Annotated in this window: 15 protein-coding genes, 2 tRNA genes and 2 pseudogenes; 12 read left to right on the forward strand and 7 right to left on the reverse strand. The window is 44.7% G+C overall.

Annotated features, from left to right (window positions below; genetic code table 11):
* Positions 1-108: 108 nt before the first annotated feature.
* Positions 109-1,215 (reverse strand): M20/M25/M40 family metallo-hydrolase, encoded by a 1,107-nt coding sequence (locus OU793_RS03525; RefSeq protein ID WP_159404131.1) that lies wholly within the window; start codon positions 1,213-1,215, stop codon positions 109-111.
* 815 nt (positions 1,216-2,030) lie between these two features.
* Here OU793_RS03525 and hppD point away from each other — a divergent pair.
* The 8 genes from hppD (at position 2,031) to OU793_RS03565 (ending at position 7,632) form a co-directional block, all read left to right on the forward strand.
* Positions 2,031-3,104 (forward strand): 4-hydroxyphenylpyruvate dioxygenase, encoded by a 1,074-nt coding sequence (gene hppD, locus OU793_RS03530; RefSeq protein ID WP_017448597.1) that lies wholly within the window; start codon positions 2,031-2,033, stop codon positions 3,102-3,104.
* Positions 3,097-4,227 carry a homogentisate 1,2-dioxygenase gene (locus OU793_RS03535; protein WP_031818853.1) on the forward strand — a complete coding sequence of 377 codons (1,131 nt, stop codon included), beginning with the start codon at positions 3,097-3,099 and terminating at the stop codon, positions 4,225-4,227. The genes hppD and OU793_RS03535 overlap by 8 nt, the downstream gene beginning before the upstream one ends.
* A gap of 9 nt (positions 4,228-4,236) precedes the next feature.
* On the forward strand, positions 4,237-5,274 hold the full coding sequence (locus tag OU793_RS03540; RefSeq protein WP_020903864.1) for a fumarylacetoacetate hydrolase family protein: 1,038 nt from the start codon (positions 4,237-4,239) through the stop codon (positions 5,272-5,274).
* Between the two features lie 21 nt (positions 5,275-5,295).
* Positions 5,296-5,964 (forward strand): maleylacetoacetate isomerase, encoded by a 669-nt coding sequence (gene maiA, locus OU793_RS03545; RefSeq protein WP_017448594.1) that lies wholly within the window; start codon positions 5,296-5,298, stop codon positions 5,962-5,964.
* A 186-nt stretch (positions 5,965-6,150) separates the two neighbouring features.
* Positions 6,151-6,810, forward strand: coding sequence for a DUF2726 domain-containing protein (locus tag OU793_RS03550; protein ID WP_015296638.1), 660 nt, complete (start codon positions 6,151-6,153; stop codon positions 6,808-6,810).
* 118 nt (positions 6,811-6,928) lie between these two features.
* The gene (locus OU793_RS03555) at positions 6,929-7,267 is read left to right on the forward strand and encodes a hypothetical protein (RefSeq protein WP_005495432.1); all 339 of its coding nucleotides are present in this window, start codon (positions 6,929-6,931) and stop codon (positions 7,265-7,267) included.
* Between the two features lie 179 nt (positions 7,268-7,446).
* Positions 7,447-7,523: transfer RNA gene (locus tag OU793_RS03560), tRNA-Val, on the forward strand.
* Positions 7,524-7,555: 32 nt separating this feature from the next.
* Positions 7,556-7,632, forward strand: a tRNA-Val gene (locus OU793_RS03565).
* A 95-nt stretch (positions 7,633-7,727) separates the two neighbouring features.
* On the opposite strand, the gene OU793_RS03570 is transcribed toward OU793_RS03565, so the two are convergent.
* The 6 genes from OU793_RS03570 to OU793_RS03595 all read right to left on the reverse strand — a co-directional run bounded on the left by OU793_RS03570 (position 7,728) and on the right by OU793_RS03595 (position 13,668).
* Positions 7,728-8,897, reverse strand: coding sequence for a DUF4056 domain-containing protein (locus tag OU793_RS03570; protein ID WP_236578020.1), 1,170 nt, complete (start codon positions 8,895-8,897; stop codon positions 7,728-7,730).
* A gap of 95 nt (positions 8,898-8,992) precedes the next feature.
* On the reverse strand, positions 8,993-10,174 hold the full coding sequence (locus OU793_RS03575; RefSeq protein ID WP_159404129.1) for a BamA/TamA family outer membrane protein: 1,182 nt from the start codon (positions 10,172-10,174) through the stop codon (positions 8,993-8,995).
* Positions 10,175-10,184: 10 nt separating this feature from the next.
* Positions 10,185-11,087: a hypothetical protein gene (locus tag OU793_RS03580; protein WP_031821560.1), complete on the reverse strand. Its 903-nt coding sequence runs from the start codon at positions 11,085-11,087 to the stop codon at positions 10,185-10,187.
* A 114-nt stretch (positions 11,088-11,201) separates the two neighbouring features.
* Positions 11,202-12,566, reverse strand: a complete 1,365-nt coding sequence (locus OU793_RS03585; RefSeq protein ID WP_180944814.1) for an FUSC family protein — start codon at positions 12,564-12,566, stop codon at positions 11,202-11,204.
* A 13-nt stretch (positions 12,567-12,579) separates the two neighbouring features.
* Positions 12,580-13,443, reverse strand: a complete 864-nt coding sequence (locus tag OU793_RS03590) for an HlyD family secretion protein (protein WP_021448647.1) — start codon at positions 13,441-13,443, stop codon at positions 12,580-12,582.
* Between the two features lie 12 nt (positions 13,444-13,455).
* Positions 13,456-13,668 carry a DUF1656 domain-containing protein gene (locus OU793_RS03595; RefSeq protein WP_005454886.1) on the reverse strand — a complete coding sequence of 71 codons (213 nt, stop codon included), beginning with the start codon at positions 13,666-13,668 and terminating at the stop codon, positions 13,456-13,458.
* Positions 13,669-13,978: 310 nt separating this feature from the next.
* Between OU793_RS03595 and OU793_RS24925 the strand changes: the two are divergent.
* The 4 genes and pseudogenes from OU793_RS24925 to OU793_RS03610 form a co-directional block, all read left to right on the forward strand.
* Positions 13,979-14,143: pseudogene (locus OU793_RS24925) on the forward strand (hypothetical protein); the annotation flags it as partial.
* Positions 14,144-14,362: 219 nt separating this feature from the next.
* Positions 14,363-14,539: pseudogene (locus tag OU793_RS03600) on the forward strand (peptidase M20); the annotation flags it as partial.
* Between the two features lie 279 nt (positions 14,540-14,818).
* Positions 14,819-15,670, forward strand: coding sequence for a pyridoxal kinase (pdxY, locus tag OU793_RS03605; protein ID WP_140071046.1), 852 nt, complete (start codon positions 14,819-14,821; stop codon positions 15,668-15,670).
* Between the two features lie 123 nt (positions 15,671-15,793).
* Positions 15,794-16,693, forward strand: a complete 900-nt coding sequence (locus tag OU793_RS03610) for a LysR family transcriptional regulator (protein ID WP_140071044.1) — start codon at positions 15,794-15,796, stop codon at positions 16,691-16,693.
* The last annotated feature ends 31 nt before the right edge of the window (positions 16,694-16,724 follow it).

Below are 16,724 nucleotides of genomic sequence, written 5' to 3' on the forward strand. Positions count from 1 at the left end.
CAAGTTGGCATTAAGGGAAGAATATTTATGGAGGGCAAAAATAAAAATCCCCTTCGCGCAGGGCGAGAAGGGGATGAAAGTCGGAAGCTAATCTAAATTTGAGCGAGGCTACTTCACCAAAAAATGCTTAACGAACTCAGATATTTTTACCATATCGTCAACGGCGATGAACTCTTCCGTGGTGTGTACTTTAGCCATACCCGTAGATAGATTCACGGTTGTCAGACCTTTCTTGTTGAAGTTGTTCGCATCGCTGCCGCCGCCAGTGCCTTTCGTGAACGCTTCGATACCCATATCTGCAAACGTCGCTTTGATTGCGGTTACGTGCGTGTTGTCTTCTTCGATAACAAAGGCGTCGTACGCGCGGCTAGATTCGATTTCGACTTCTGCGCCATGTTTTTCGCATACCGACTCAAATGTTGAAATCATGTGGTTGACTTGGGCTTCTAGTTTCTCTCCATTTAGAGAGCGAGCTTCAGCAACGATTTTAAGCTCTGGCATCACAATGTTGGTTGCCTGACCACCGTTGACCATGCCGATGTTCGCTGTGGTTTCTTCGTCGATGCGAAGCAGTTTCATTTGGTTGATTGCGTCTGCCGCAACCATGATCGCACTGATGCCTTCTTCCGGTGCAAGACCTGCATGTGCAGGGCGGCCTTTGATGGTTGCGATGATCTTTTGTTGGCCCGGAGCAGCCGTTACGATAGTTCCAATTGGGCCACCTGTGTCCAGTACGATCGCTTCTGTTGAGGTTACGTGAGACATATCGAAGTATTCAGAACCGAACAGGCCACCTTCTTCATGTACAGTGAACGCCAATTCGAGCGTTTTGTGTTCTAGGTTTTCAGCTTGGATGCAGCGCACTGCTTCCATGATGGCAGCGATGCCAGATTTGTCGTCACCGCCAAGAATGGTGTTGCCTTTCGAGCGGATGATACCGTCTTCGATGATCGGCTCGATACCAATGCCCGGCGTTACCGTATCCATGTGACAGCTCATTAGGATTGAGCCTTCTTTTTTCCCTTCTAAACGTGCGTACACGTTGAAGCCATTAGAAATGTGTTCTGGTACAGGAAGCTTGTGAACCGTAAAGCCTAGTTCGCCCAGTTGCTCAGCCAGCGTTTCTGCAATTTGTTTTTCATTCATAGATTCGCTGTCGATACGAACCAGTTGGCAGAAATGTTCAACTAGACGTTCTTGATTAATTTGTGTCATTTGGGTGTCTCTTTCTTTTGGGGTCGAGGGCGATACCGAGAAACGATGTGAATTCGAAATCAATGGCACGGACTCGAAAGGGAACAGAATCTCTCTTATTGCACAGCTTTATGTAGGTGAAGCTGCGTTGAATCAAAGAAAATCACTGCCTGACACGATTCTGACCGAGGATAATGCCAGAAGTGACGACGCAATCACGAAAGTGGTTTAGCACGTGACAATTTGGCAATGGAGAGCGGAGGCAGTAATGCACTATGGCTCGAAGCAAATATGTAACTGATGAAAGCAGTCAATAATTGCTGCAAGGTGCACTGTAAATGAGTAGGGTGTATTTGAAGCAAAATCACATTTGTGGATTAATGACGTCTCTGTTTACTCATATCCTCGCACTGCCAACTGGATAGGCCAAGTTCAATAAGAGCTTGGCCGCTTTTTACGTGCGCTTTGTTGTCTTGAAGCTCCCGCTTGTTTCACTCTTTCCAACCTCTCTTTAAATGAAACCAAAGACTTATCTAAAGTCGCTAGGTGCCAATAAAAATCACCATGGTAACAAGTTGTTTACATTTGGTGGTGTGGCGTAAATCGAAAAATATCAACCTAATTGATTGAAATTCAATTTAATTTTGGTTTCTTTTTAACCGGGCACATTGATGGCTTTGTGGTGTAACATTAATTTTACATTTCTCCGTAAGACCCATCGAAATAGAGATTTCGGCCGATGTATTCCAATTTCTCTCTACCTGCGCCAAGTTAGAAAAATCAGTTCAAACAGCTCAGTGAGGCTGTAAACAAATTAGTGACGCAAGGAGAAAGTCATGGTGGACACATACAACCCATTAGGTACAGACGGATTTGAGTTTGTTGAATACACAGCTGCTGACAGCAAAGGCATTGAACAACTAAAAGCGTTATTTACATCGCTAGGCTTTGCTGAAATAGCCAAACATCGTTCGAAAGAAGCATGGTTGTATCGACAAGGTGACATCAGCTTTATCGTGAACGCCCAGCCTCATAGCCAGGCAGAGGAGTTTGCTAAAGTTCACGGCCCATCTGTATGTGGTATGGCGTTTCGTGTGAAAGACGCGACGGTTGCGCTTGAACATGCTATTCAAAACGGCGGCACAGAGTACAAAACTGAAATTGGTCCGATGGAACTGAGTATCCCTGCCATTTACGGCATTGGTGAAAGCTTGCTTTATTTCGTTGATCGCTATGGCAAGCAGAGCATCTACGACGTCGATTTCCGTTTTTATGATGATGCAGACGATCGCTTAGCAAAATCAGACGTTGGCTTGTACGAGATAGACCATCTCACGCACAATGTTAAGCAAGGTAATATGGATGTTTGGTCTGGTTTTTATGAGCGCATCGGGAACTTCCGAGAAATTCGATACTTCGATATCGAAGGTAAACTGACAGGCCTTGTTAGCCGCGCAATGACAGCTCCGTGTGGCAAAATCCGCATTCCAATCAATGAATCCTCGGATGACAAATCGCAGATTGAAGAGTTTATCCGCGAATACAACGGCGAAGGCATTCAGCATATCGCACTGACAACGGATGACATCTATCAAACGGTGCAAACGTTGCGTGACCGCGGTATGGACTTTATGCCAACGCCAGACACCTACTACGAGAAAGTCGATGAGCGCGTTGAAGGCCATACTGAAGATGTCAGTAAACTTCGTGATTTGCAGATCTTGATTGATGGCGCGCCAATGAAAGACGGAATCTTGCTGCAAATCTTTACTCAGACTGTTATTGGTCCTGTGTTCTTTGAAATCATTCAGCGCAAAGGCAATGAAGGCTTTGGTGAAGGTAACTTCAAAGCGCTCTTTGAATCGATTGAAGAAGATCAAATTCGCCGAGGAGTACTAAGCGATGCATAAATGGATCACATTTCCGCATCGGGAGGGAGTGTGCTCTAAACAAGCACATGCGGATTTCCCGGATGAGGCAATTTATGAACGTGAAGCTGGCCGAAGTGGATTCTTCGGCCCTGCGGCACATTTTCATCATCAACATGCGCCAACCGGTTGGTGTGAGTGGGAAGGTGACTTACGCCCACGCGCTTTTGACTTCACCTTAGTGGATAAAGCCAGTCAGCTCTCTCCTTGGTCAGTACCGCACTTACTGCACAACGCTAACTGTAAAATACGTGTATGGCGCATGGATGAAAAGATGGATTTCTTGGTAAGAAATGCCGATGGCGACGAGCTGCTGTTCATCCACCAAGGTACGGCAGATCTTTACTGTGACTATGGTCATCTGAAAGTGAGCGAAGGGGATTACGTCATGATCCCGCGCTCAACGAGTTGGCGTTTAGAGCCGAGTGAACCCATGTTCATTCTTATGATTGAAAACACCGATGCAGCGTATTCCTTACCGGAAAAGGGCATGGTAGGGAATCACGCGGTATTTGACCCTGCGGTGTTGGAAGTTCCATCTATCAATGATGAGTTTCGTGCGCAATATTCTGAAAACCGCACTGAGGTTCAGGTAAAACGCCACGATAAAGTTAGCGTGATTACCTATCCGTTCAATCCTTTAGACGCCATTGGTTGGCATGGCGACTTAGCAGCAGTGAAAGTGAATTGGCGTGATATACGTCCCCTTATGTCACATCGCTACCACTTACCACCGTCGGCGCATACTACATTTGTAGGAGCGGGATTTGTAGTGTGTACGTTTGTTCCTCGTCCAATTGAGAGCGACCCTGGTGCACTTAAAGTACCGTTCTACCACAACAATGATGACTATGACGAAGTGTTGTTCTACCACGCAGGTGACTTCTTTAGTCGCGATAACATTGAAGCGGGTATGGTGACGTTTCATCCGGCAGGCTTTACTCATGGTCCGCATCCAAAAGCGTTTAAAGCGGGTCGAGAATATAAGAAGAAGTTTACGGATGAGGTCGCAGTCATGATCGATACCCGTCATGCACTCCAGTTCTCGGATGAACTGGATAAAGTAGAAAACAAAGAATACGTCTATAGCTGGCAAGAGAAGTAAGGGGCAAGGATGAAATTAGCAACCAAGAAAAATGGCACTCGTGACGGTCTGTTGATGGTCGTGAGCAAAGACTTAACGCGCTGCGTGCCCGCAACAGAAGTGTTCCACCCGAGAAACCTAGCACCGACCATGCAAGTTGCACTTGATAATTGGGAAGCTGTTGCACCACAGTTGGAAGAAATTTACACCGCGCTGAACAACGGCACGGTCGCAGGGTTTGAAGAGTTTGAGGCGCATTACTGTGAGTCTCCGTTACCTCGCGCTTATCAGTGGGCGGATGGCAGTGCTTATGTCAACCATGTCGAGTTGGTTCGTAAAGCGCGCGGCGCAGAAATGCCAGAGAGTTTTTGGACTGATCCTCTGATGTATCAAGGTGGTTCAGATGCGTTTATTGGCCCTTGCGACAATATTGAGTTTGCCAGCGACGAATGGGGTATCGATTTTGAAGGCGAAGTTGCCGTTGTAACTGGCGATGTTCCGATGGGCGCAAGTATTGCTGAGGCGCAAGAATCTATTCGTCTCATTATGTTAGTGAACGATGTCTCGCTACGTGGTTTGATTCCTGCGGAGCTCGCAAAAGGGTTTGGTTTCTTCCAATCTAAACCGTCTTCGGCGTTTTCTCCTGTAGCGGTTACCCCTGATGAATTGGGCGATGCATGGTATGAAAACAAAGTTCATTTACCATTGGTTTCCACTTACAACCACAAGCCGTTTGGTCGCCCTAATGCTGGCGTTGATATGACTTTTGACTTTGCAGACTTAATCGTTCATGCCACAAAAACGCGCCCACTATCGGCTGGCGCAATCATCGGTTCTGGTACGGTGTCCAACAAGCAAGGCACTGACCATGGCACTTCGATTGAGGAAGGTGGCGTTGGTTATTCATGTATCGCGGAAGTCCGTATGATCGAAACCATTCGTGATGGCAAGCCAGCGACAAACTTTATGTCGTTTGGTGATTCGATCAAACTTGAGATGTTTGATGTTGAAGGTAATACTATTTTTGGTGCTATTGATCAGCAAGTTAGTCAATACTTGAAACATTAAACAGCAAAATAGGGACAAGCCATGGGCGATGACATCATTCTTTATGGATATTGGCGATCTTCGGCGGCATATCGAGTGCGTATATGCTTGAATTTAAAGCAACTGGCGTATGATTCAGTGTCTGTTCACTTAGTTCGCAATGGCGGTGAACAGCACAATGAGCAATACCACGATCTTAACGCCTCAGAGCTGGTACCTGTGCTGGTGGATGGCGACTTACGCTTAAACCAGTCACTCGCGATCATTCAATATCTTGAAGAAAACTACCCAGATGTGTCGGTCATTCCTGAACAAACGCCATTACGTTATCAAGCGTTGGCGATGGCGCAGGATATTGCCATGGAAATTCATCCTTTAAACAATCTGCGTGTCTTGCAGTACCTGGAAGGAACATTAGGTTGTGAACAAGCGCAGAAAGAGGAGTGGATTCATCACTGGATCAAACAAGGCTTTGCTGCGTTAGAAGAGAAACTGGCCAAATATCGAGAAGAGCATGGAAACTGTAAATACAGTGTGACTGACTCACCATGCATCGTTGATATTTGCCTTGTGCCTCAAGTCTACAACGCGCAACGTTTTGGAGTTGATATGTCGCCTTATCCGGTTATCAACGCAATTGTAGATGCTTGCAACCAACTGCCAACTTTCATTGATGCCATGCCAGACAATCAACCAGACGCTAACGCTTAATGATTGTTAATCAGGCACAACGTACAAGAGCCAATCCCTAGAAAGATTGGCTTGTTTTTGCTTATCCTCCGCGAACTTTTCTTCATCGCTTATGTCATCGCACCTAAAAATTGATAGGTTTTGTTGCTCTGTATAGCATTTCCATTTACGCTTTGAGCAACTAGTTGTTTTGGGCGCACTTTATCTATGACCAACATCTTTATCATTGTTGTTCTTCTGGTTGTATTCTTCTTTATTATTCAAAAGTACGTGATTAAGCACGACGACACGCGTGACTATCCATATCGTGCGAAAGGCCCGTTACTAAGAGGGCAAGAAGGTGCTTTTTTCAATGCGCTAAGAGCCGCAGTTGGAGAGCATGCTGTCGTGTTTGCCAAGGTGAACATGTCTACTTTGGTTGCTCCGAAAGACATCAAGAATAAAAAGCAGTTTTTCGTGGCCAATAATCGCATCGCGCGCAGTTATTTCGACTACGTAATTTGTGACCCAAGAACGTTAGAGCCGCGCGTAATTATCGAGTTTGATAACGGGCAGCAATTGAATAAAGGTAAGGTGGAGCGTCAGAAGTTGCTGATGCACGTATGTAAATCTGCCAACTTGCCTCTGATCGGGACTTCAGTAAAACACAGTTATCAAGTGGGGCGTTTACGTCGTTTGTTGGCGGCGCATATTGATTTGATCGAGCCTGAGAAAGAAGTGCGTTTTTGTAAGAAATGCGGCAGTCCGATGATCATCAAAACCGCCAGCCAAGGTGAATTTAAAGGACGACGATTTTTCACCTGCAGTCGTCAACCTAATTGTACTTATACTGAAAACTACAATGTGGTGTTTGAGTCTGACGACTAATACAACCACTCAAACGATAAACCTAAAGGCTTTGATTTGTGTAGATCAAAGCCTTTTTTGTATCGCCCGATACGCCAAGACCTATACTTTGAGAAAGAAAGCGGAATAGGGAAGTCGTATGCGATATGGATGGATATTTGCACTGTTGCTGCTAGCTCCACACGTGCAAGGAATGCAGAGCTTAAAGCCGCTGGAGTGCAAACTGACGGAGACGCCACAAGACCACTTTTTGTTTTATCGTGAACAGATGGTTTATCACAGCGAGCAGTTTGTGATTTTCCAAAACTTTAAAGGCAGAGTAAGTACTCAAGTCGATGTTAAAACGGGTAAACTGATCCGCACTACTTACATTGGTGAGCCATTTGAGCCTAAATATCAAATTCTGTTTGGTTTTTGCCCTGATATTTCCCAGACATTACAAATTTGGATGTTAAGTGAAGTGCCTTACGACAATTGAACAAAATCGTAAAAGTTATATAGATCACACTTTTATCCCCAATAGACGAAGGGCTTGCCGATAAAATCATCTGAAAACGGGTGTTGAGTTTACATTTTCACCAAACGATTCAAAGTTGATGAATTTATGCTTGCACCCCTGATCGGATATAGCTAATATCCTTCTCGTTCCAGAGATATGCGTCCGTAGCTCAGCTGGTTAGAGTATCGCCTTGACATGGCGGGGGTCGGTGGTTCGAGTCCACTCGGACGCACCATTCTGAATTGAATGGTCAGGAATGAAAAATTTGGGTCCGTAGCTCAGTTGGTTAGAGTACTACCTTGACATGGTAGGGGTCGGCGATTCGAGTTCGCCCGGACCCACCAAATTTTAGAAGAAGCCCACCTTTCTGGTGGGCTTTTTTGTGTCTGTAACTTATTGATATTCAAGTGAAATTCCTTCTTTTCTCTTTTTCTCTAAATTACTTCTCCGCCACATCTAGCGCTTTCATTTCTTGACCATCTTGTAACTCTGCATACTTGGCAATGACAGGAAACTGGGTATGTTCGATACGCTCTGACCAGATACGTTTTGGGATGTGGTTGAAGGTATCTGCATAACTCGGCGCTACTTCAAGTACTAACTTGGCAATGTTATCTAGATCCAGCGACTCTACAGATGCTGGTAAGGTGAGCACAATCGCGGGAGATTGCGCGAGATACTGCAAGTTCGAGTTCTCTTTACCTAATAGCTCCGGTGTTAGTCGGTGGGGCGTTTGTATATCTCCTAGGTCGTAGTTACGTTGCAGAACCATGTATTTGTTTGGGATTGACTCGTGTGAGTTCCACCATTTACCGTCGACGGCGGCTAATACCAGTTTTGATTGAGATTTATCAACGACGCCAAGCTCTTGCAGACTTGCATTGAGAAGTAAAGTTACATTTTGGTTGTATTCTCTTTCGCTCAGTATCTTATGTTGTTGAATGAGGTTAAGTACAATTTTAGCTCCCAACATGTTGGAGTAGAGGTCTTCAAGCGAGTAGGCGGAAATGGTTTCTGGCCAACCTGAAAAACTTGCGTAGCCGTGCCACTGTGCGATCTCGTGGGATTCAGCCTTGAAGTAGGCTAAGCGCGCAGCTAAATGAGCGGCCACAGACCACCTTTGTTCATCGGTTAAAGAAGATGCGTCGAACGAGGCCATCTCGACGTATCTTGGTCCTAATTCAGCAGGTAAATCAATGCGATGGGCATGGCCTAAGTTGGCGAGTATCTCGAAAAATAAGCCCATGGTGTCATCGGCGGTATCGCGCACATGGGCGAGGTCGATAAAGCCACCTTTTTGCGTGTATAAGATTCCGTTATTTTCGCTGCCGCCATGACCCAATGCCGATGAGGATGATGGTGTGTAGTGATATATCCCGCTGGCAAACTTGTGTGGGCCTATCTCCTCAAGTTCGACAACGTTGTTCAGTCGGAAAAAGGGCACTGGAACTGGTCCAATTTTGACTTTCTGCATATCCCCAAAGGCACAACACGGGCGAACGTTCTGCGGTACGGTCAATTGAGGGTAGCGAGACTCATCCAAATACCAATTTTGATTGGTCGTCAAATCACCTTCAAGCATATCAGCGGCTTGATTCGAACTTGGCATCGCATGAACTGCCCAATTGTCGGACGAGCATCCAGCCAAGAAGGTACAAAGGGTGGCAGTGTAAAGAGATATAAAAAGTATACGGTTCATTTCAGTTAAAACGCTTCATTAATTGCAAAGTAAAATCCACTTTGATCGTTACCAAAGCCGATATCTAAACGCAGGTTAACTCGCTGCTTGATTTCAAATCGGTAGCCAACGCCGACAGAGTAGAGCCATTCGTCTTGACCCAGTTGATCAAATTCTTCAGCCAGTGTGCCTGCTCCTAACCAGTACACCATGCCATGGCGCTCAGATAGCGGCTGCCGGTACTCTACTTGGGTAATCAGCATATTTCTGCCGCGATATTGGCCTTGTTCATAGCCACGAAGAGCATCAGCGCCTCCGAGCATTGCCATTTGATCCCAGCTTACGTCGCCGAAGTTGGATTCGGAGCGTATTTGCCAGGCCAAAACACCAGGAATTGACGATAGGGAACGATAATCACTGTAATTGAGCCTCACACGTTCAAAATCATTATCTGAGCCTAATTCAGTGCTGAAGTGCTGGTATTCAAGCTCAATCAGCCTGCCTTTTGAGGCATTTAGGGCGAAGTCCCGAGAGTCATAAGTGAGGTTGAGCATGCTGCCAATATTTCGCTGCGTGCTAGGAAACTCCGCCAAATCATCACCTATCCAGGGGATGTGTGTATTTTCTTGTTTGGCGTTGGATGCTTCATTGTGGAAAAAGGAGAGCCCTATGCCTAAGTAGGTAAATGGTAATACACGCGTCATACCAGTGATTGAGGCGGAATAACTGCGTCGGTCATAATTAACTCGTTCATTGTGCATTCCAGCATCAACGCCCATACCATGAAATACATCGGGAGAATCCGTTAGTTCAGCGTCAACAAACAAGCGGTATTTATCGTTGTTTAAGTAGTTGGCATTGTTGATAGATACCCCATAAGCACCATTTATTGACCCAAAACCGTTAACGGTAATAGAGCTTGGCTGGGAGTCGATATCATTGATATCTGGCTTATAGAGGCCGACCGCCGATACGCCAATACCAAACTTTTTCTCTGGAGTATAAAAGGGACCGGGCATGACACTCCAGTCGATGCCTTTTTTAGGATCGAACTGACCATCCGCGCCTAGTTCCAGCAATAAGTTCTCAAGCCACGCTTGATATTGCTGATAGCTTGTCAGTTCTTGCATTTCTGACTTTTGGTTAGCCGCTTCGGCGAGAGTTGCTTCAGATAGAAATAGACAAACAATAGGAAGTAATCTTGTCATGCTTTCAACCCTAGAATCGACGACCTAATGAAAAGAATAAGGTCTCACGTTCCCCAAATCCGGCCTCCATCAATATCTCCCAGTCTTTGTTAAAGGCATATTGGAAACCAAGCACACTGTTCCAGTTCTCATCGGCACTTTGACTGACATTGAAGCCCGCATCAGGGCTCAAGTTTTCAACTAAGCCAAGTAGTTGCGGTGGTAGGTTTAAGCTTTTGAGGTCACCAGACAATTCTTGTTGAACATTTTGATACATGGCGCCAACAAATACGCGCAGTTCGCGTCCGCCATCGTATTGCCAGCGATATCCGACTCGAGGGGCAGCCACGAAGGTTTTAATATTGCCATCAATGGCGGCTATGCTGGTGTAGGTGTAGTTCATATCGAGTAGTGCGAACCAATTTCCCACACCGCCAGCTAATGTGGTGCCTGCTCCATAGGTTCCTCCGTCCATCTCTAACTCAAATGCGGCGCTATCCGGTAGCTCGTCACCCGCTGCATCGAGCAGCGAGCACAGAACTTTGTTTCTGATACCTTGTATGGAGGAAGTGTCGCAACTTAAAGCGTTAATTTTTGCTGTGCTCGTGCCTTGGGTATAGCCAATAATTCCGTAGATATTCATAAATGGGAAAATCCACACGTCTCCTCTTAGAGTAATATTGGAACCTTTAAAATCGGCGTGGTTAGCATCAATATCAAGTGCCTCAAGTACCGGATGTCCTGTTAAATCAATGCTGTTGACCGTGATTGGATTGCTCATATCCATGTATGAAAGGGAAAGACCATAAGGTTTTGGCAGTGAATAGCCACGCTTTTCTGCTTCATCTCCCCAAATAGGGAAAAATGAATCTTGAGCAAAACTTAACTGGGTAAATAAAGTGGTTAAAAATACCAGTCCTATTTTTAATTTCACAATGGTCTCTCTTTAATATTCTAAATACCCATTTTCTAAAAATGTGTATGTGTTATTTCAAAATTTATTTTGATAATTCATTACATGAATAGCATGGCTATTAATATCGAGTTTCTAAACTCTGCGCACATTTTTAGGTTTACAAAACAGGTCAGAAAACAATTTGCCGATCAGAAGAATAATTAAAATATTCGTCAGCATTAAAATTGGTGTTTCAATTCTATATATTGGAGTCAGGTTTAACGCGCCGGAGGTCAGTACAACCAATAGATTAATCCCTAGAACTCGATGAATCAGCATTTTTGGTGTTGAAAATACCTCCCAAATTACTATCGTGTTGATGAAGTAAAATAACGCTAACTGCCATAGCTCAGTCATGAGTGGCATCAAAAACACGTACTCCAGTAGAATTACGGTTCCTGTGCCTATAACACCAAAGAAAGCATCTTTAAGTACGCTCGGTGGCATTGTCGGCAAGATGCAAGAAAAAGCCGCTGCGATCATCGGAAAAATAGAACCACCGGGTATTGGGAGATAAATCCAAACGAGCAATGATGTTACGAACATCGACACCCCGTGAAACACTTTACGTTTATCCTCTTTGATATGTTGGAAAAATGTTCGTTTTCCTTGGCGAAGTGATGAGTTAACGCTTTCTATTTTATCGCTATCTTTGACACCAATGAGCGAAGTTTGAGGCTTATCTACATAAAAGTTTTCTAACTGTTCGGTAAGAGCTTTCCACTCTGCACTGTTTGAATTTGACTTATCCCCTCGGTTTAGTAGTTTTTCTTGAATGTGAGTCAGTTCGTTGACTCGCTCAAGCCAAGCACGTCGGTGCTGTCTGAGCCGATAGCTGCCTTTTAACGGTAGGTTAAGCAGTTGATAAAGCTTGTTGATATTTCCTGAATTGGCTTCTAGCGCTTCAAGGTTAAAGTCGTGCTTATTTTTAAGAGCTTCCAGTAGCAACGTTCGACTTTCTTCAAACTGCTGAATAAATTTCTGCTCAGTATTTACTGGCCAAATGACTCGATAAACAACAGAGAATGTTATTACACCTAGAACTGTTTCTTGAAGTCGTAATATCGCGAAATGAAATATAGTTTGGTCGTCAAATTGACCCATACAAGCAACTAACGCACAAACCGTAAAGGCCATCGAAAATATGTAGCCATATTTTTCGTCACTCGACATGAAAATACACAAGCCAAGAAAAAGAGTTAAAAAGCTCAAAAACAAAAATGGATCTTGAGGAAACGTACCAATTAAGAAAAGTGCATAAGCGATTCCGATGAGCGTTCCCCAAATGCGGTTGTGTCCTTTATGAATTGAGTGGGCAAAGCTTTCATTTAGTGCCATAACAGCAACCGCAATGGCCGCCCAATAAGGTTTTTCCCACTGAAACCACAGTGCAAGGCAAATAGCGACAACAATTGAGAGCGCTGCTTTTATTGCTTCTTTAGTCGATGAACTCAGCATGACCTTCACCTAATTAGTGTTTGATGATTTTTATCGATGCCGTCATGCCTACGCGAAGCTGCAGATCTTTTGGCATTTCATTCAATGTCACTTTGACTGGGATACGTTGAGCTAAGCGAATCCACTGAAAGTTAGGGTTCACTGTTGGCAGAAGGTCATTTCCTGTTGTGCCATCTTTTTTCGCAATGCCAAAACCAATGCTTTTGATTTTGCCTTCTAACGCGACGTCATCATGCATGAGTAATGTCACGGTTGCGCGGTCGTTAGGGGCAATGCCCGCGAGGTCTGTTTCTTTAAAGTAACCTTCAATCCAGAAGCTATTTTCATCAATAAGGGCGACAACAGGGGAGTTAGCGACCACTTGAGAGCCCACTCGAACGTTTAGATTGGTGATGTAACCATCGGTCGGCGCGTAAACTTTGGTGAAGTCCAAGTTAAGCTGCGCTTCTTCAATGTTCGCCTTCGCAAGTTCAACATTTGCCTGCGCTGTTTGTACGGCATTGTGTAAATTGCTAAGTGTTAACGCAGGCACTGCACCGTGCGTACGTTTCTCTAATTTTCGTGCTCGCTGTTCTTCATTTTGTGCCTTTGCTAGCAATGCAGTCGCTTGTTTCTGGTTTGCCAGTGCTTTGTGGTAAGACGCAACGTATGTGCTTGGATCAATCTCAAACAGCAAATCTCCCTTTTTTACTTTTGAGTTATCAGCAACATACACCTGCGTAACCTGCCCAGTGACTCGAGGCGTAATGGAGATAACATAGGCACTCACTTGTCCGTCTCGCGTCCATGGATTGTTTGTGTATGTTTGGTAGTGGGTGTAAAGCACAGTACCCGCGGTACACAACAAAATAAGGGTAATGAGATAACGTTTAATCACAGTGTGCTTTCCTCAAAAGATCGAAATAAATTGGCCAATAACGCCGGTAAAAATGACAATCAGACTTAGCTCTGCCAGTGCAGGGAATGCAACGTACTTATGTAGTCCGCATCTCGTTGCTAGCGAAGTCACCATCGTGGTCAGAACGTAAGCCAATCCGATGACTAAAAGCAGCGGCGGGAAATAGATTTCACCCCATACCAGCTCGTGCGGCATTGTGTTCATGAAGTTGTCTCGTTTGTCTTGGATGAGGCAAAGATAAGGGAAGAGATGAAAAGCAGATAATCGCATTTGTAGGACGCCATCCTACAAATGATGTAAGTAAAATCTGAGCCTTGTTCTGCACCGAAAACCGAAGAGTGATGCGCTTGCTACTCAAAGCCTGAACAGTAGAGCTATTGCCAGCTCATCAATGTCATGAATGCACGTTTTTTGTTCATGTAAGACAATGAATCATTGAATCTTTGACTAAGCTTACTCAAGGGCAGTGTTCGTCGATTTGGCCGGAAACGATTAATGCCCTGACGATAGAAGTTTAGAGTTCGAGCTTCGATTTCACATCAACTCCATTGATGATCGTTTACCAACATTGCATTTGGTGAATAAGAGAATTAATCAACTCTTCAAAGAGAATCATGTTGAAATCTCTTACCCTCAAATTGATGTTCACATGAAGCATGCAGATCAGAAAAAGCGCTGACTTGTAACACTTCGGCGCATTCCTATGTCACCAGCTCCCAAAGGTGATGAGCTCTGTGAGTGAAGCTTTTGATGGTTGTCTATTACGTCCTTATACGATGAAACCGTTTGTAGGGTTAGGTCCTACATAAGCGATTGGTTGAGGTAACGCTTTTCGATAATACTGACCATATCAACGAGCAATAATCCAATTTACTTCCTATTGAAAAGGAAAATGGACATGACAAAATATTCAAAAATTTTCGCTGGCGTCGCTTCAGCAATTTCCTTTACTGCGGGCGTTTCAGCTTGGGCGGCAGGCGATCAAGACTTTAGCTCAATGCAGATGAAAGGCGTGGAGCAAATCGAAGTTAAGGTCGACTTAGATGGGGCAGCAAAACGCCTATCAAAAGCGGTGTAATTCCCAACAATTTCCAATCAAGATCGCAGTGATTTTGCACAAGATGTTTACACGATTACGGCAATTCAGTTGGAGAATACAACAGAGTTTGAAGGTTTCCATGGTGTGAATGAGCGCATCCGTGTAGACGAATACGGCCGTTCAATTGGTTTCTTCTACCAGCTTATGGATAACCTCGATAATTTGTGAGAACACTTGATAGCGAGGGATTCGAGCGTAATTGCTATGCCGAATACTCAATGAATAGATGTAAAGCAAAGTAATGTAGGCATAGCGATGAAAGGTATCATTTCAATTAAAACTTACGGCGTAGTTAGGCATTTAAGTAGCAGCGTGACCGGGTTTCCTGTTCAACGAATGGGGTTGGACATATGGCCAATCCACGCTGTTCAAAATGCACAACAAATACAAGACCATGAGGTGTTTGTCGGTAGAAGCCTTGTCGATGAATTACTAGCGTTGACGGATGGAGTAGAAAGCTTCTGCCAGCTATCCGAATGTGGCGCTGTCATTGCGGGTTATCAAACGGACTTAAAGTTCTGCGATTCAGTTTGTGAGTTAGTTACGCGATTGAAGGAGGAAAGTCGCCAAGTACTTTATGTCTGTCACCCAGAGCTAGCTGAGCCTATCGCTGATAAAGAGTCTCACGCTCCATTGTTTGAGAGTCTGATGCCAATGGCTGACGTGATTGTATCGAGTAAGTATGTGCTGGAGCAGTTTACAGGAGTCAAGATTAGTAACGTTGAATCAGCGACGCAGGCTTGCCAAAAGGCCCTCGAAATGGGGCCAAAGCTCATCCTTGTGACAAATATTGAGCTTGAAGAACACTTCACGATGATGCTAGCGACACCGAAATCTATCTATCTAAGTCAAAGGCCGATGCTAGATTTTGAAACGCCACCTGCTGGTGTTGGGGACTTAACAGCGGTGGTGTTTACGGCCTGTTTACTCAAGTGTATGTCTCCGGTTGCAGCGTTACGTCATACCAATAATGCGGTGTATGGCGTACTAGAGTTGACTTATGACAATGGGAGTTCGGAGCTAGAAACGATCGCAGGCCAGTATGAGTTTGTTGAGCCTACGTTTGATTTCCCTGTCAAGAAACTCATGGCACTCTCGATGGTATAGAAATCTGGAATAGTAAACGGCGAGGCAATAAACTGATCGATTGTCACATCTCACTCATTTCTAAGGACACGACGGTGAACGATAGTGATATTTTGAGTAAGTCACTGAACGTGGGGGAATAACATGACGTTTAACTTTGAGCAGCTGTTGGCATTTGTCACTGTGTATGAAGAATTATCATTTAGTAAAGCAGCCGTTAAGCTCAATAAGCACCGAACGACAACGGGGCAAGTCATCAGCAATCTTGAAGATCAGTTGGCTATCACTTTATTTGACCGAGTAGGCCGTTCTGTTGAGCCTACCGAAGATGGTCACTTGCTTTATCACTACGCCAAGAAAACAGTCGAACAGGCGAGGATATTTGAAAACATCGCACTGAGCCTTTCTTTCGGAGGTTTGGAGCGCGTGGTGATTGCCTATTCGAGCTTTATGCCGCCTTCTGCTTTGTTCATGATTCGCAAACAACTAGCGAAAGATTTTCCGACCATGCGTGTTGAGTTATTAGTGCGTGATCGCGCTGAAATCAAGCGCGGTATTGTTGATGGCTCAATCCACTTTGGATTAGTTAATGTGCACGAAAGTAGCGCGATGCACAGCATGGACTCGGTTTTTTTAGGCCACGTCGAGTTCGTTCCTTATGTTCAAGTTGGTGGACGGTTAGCGAAATTAGATCAGAACTCGGTTGTTGACGCGATGGTGACCGAGAGACAGTTCATTCTAAAATCGTTAGTTGATGAAGGTTTAAAAGAGAAATTCATATTTTCAGCCAATAATGAGCAAGTTGATCAGCTCTCCGTTGTCATCAATATGGTGCGAGAGGGTTTAGGGTGGTCGTGGCTACCCAAAGCATTAACCAAGCCTCAGTTTAAAGCAGAGGGTATCGAGCCAGTGAGTATCGACCTCATGCTAGAAGGGATGAAGCTGCCGCTTTCAATGTGGTGCCCACACGCGAAATATTTAAAGGATATTAAAGCGTCGATAATGCACGCAGTACATGAACATGTTGAGTCGTACAACCCGTAATGTATTGATAGGTCGATAGCGCTTTAACGTA

This window comes from Vibrio sp. VP6, from assembly GCF_028823755.1.
Classification (GTDB): Bacteria; Pseudomonadota; Gammaproteobacteria; order Enterobacterales; family Vibrionaceae; genus Vibrio; species Vibrio parahaemolyticus.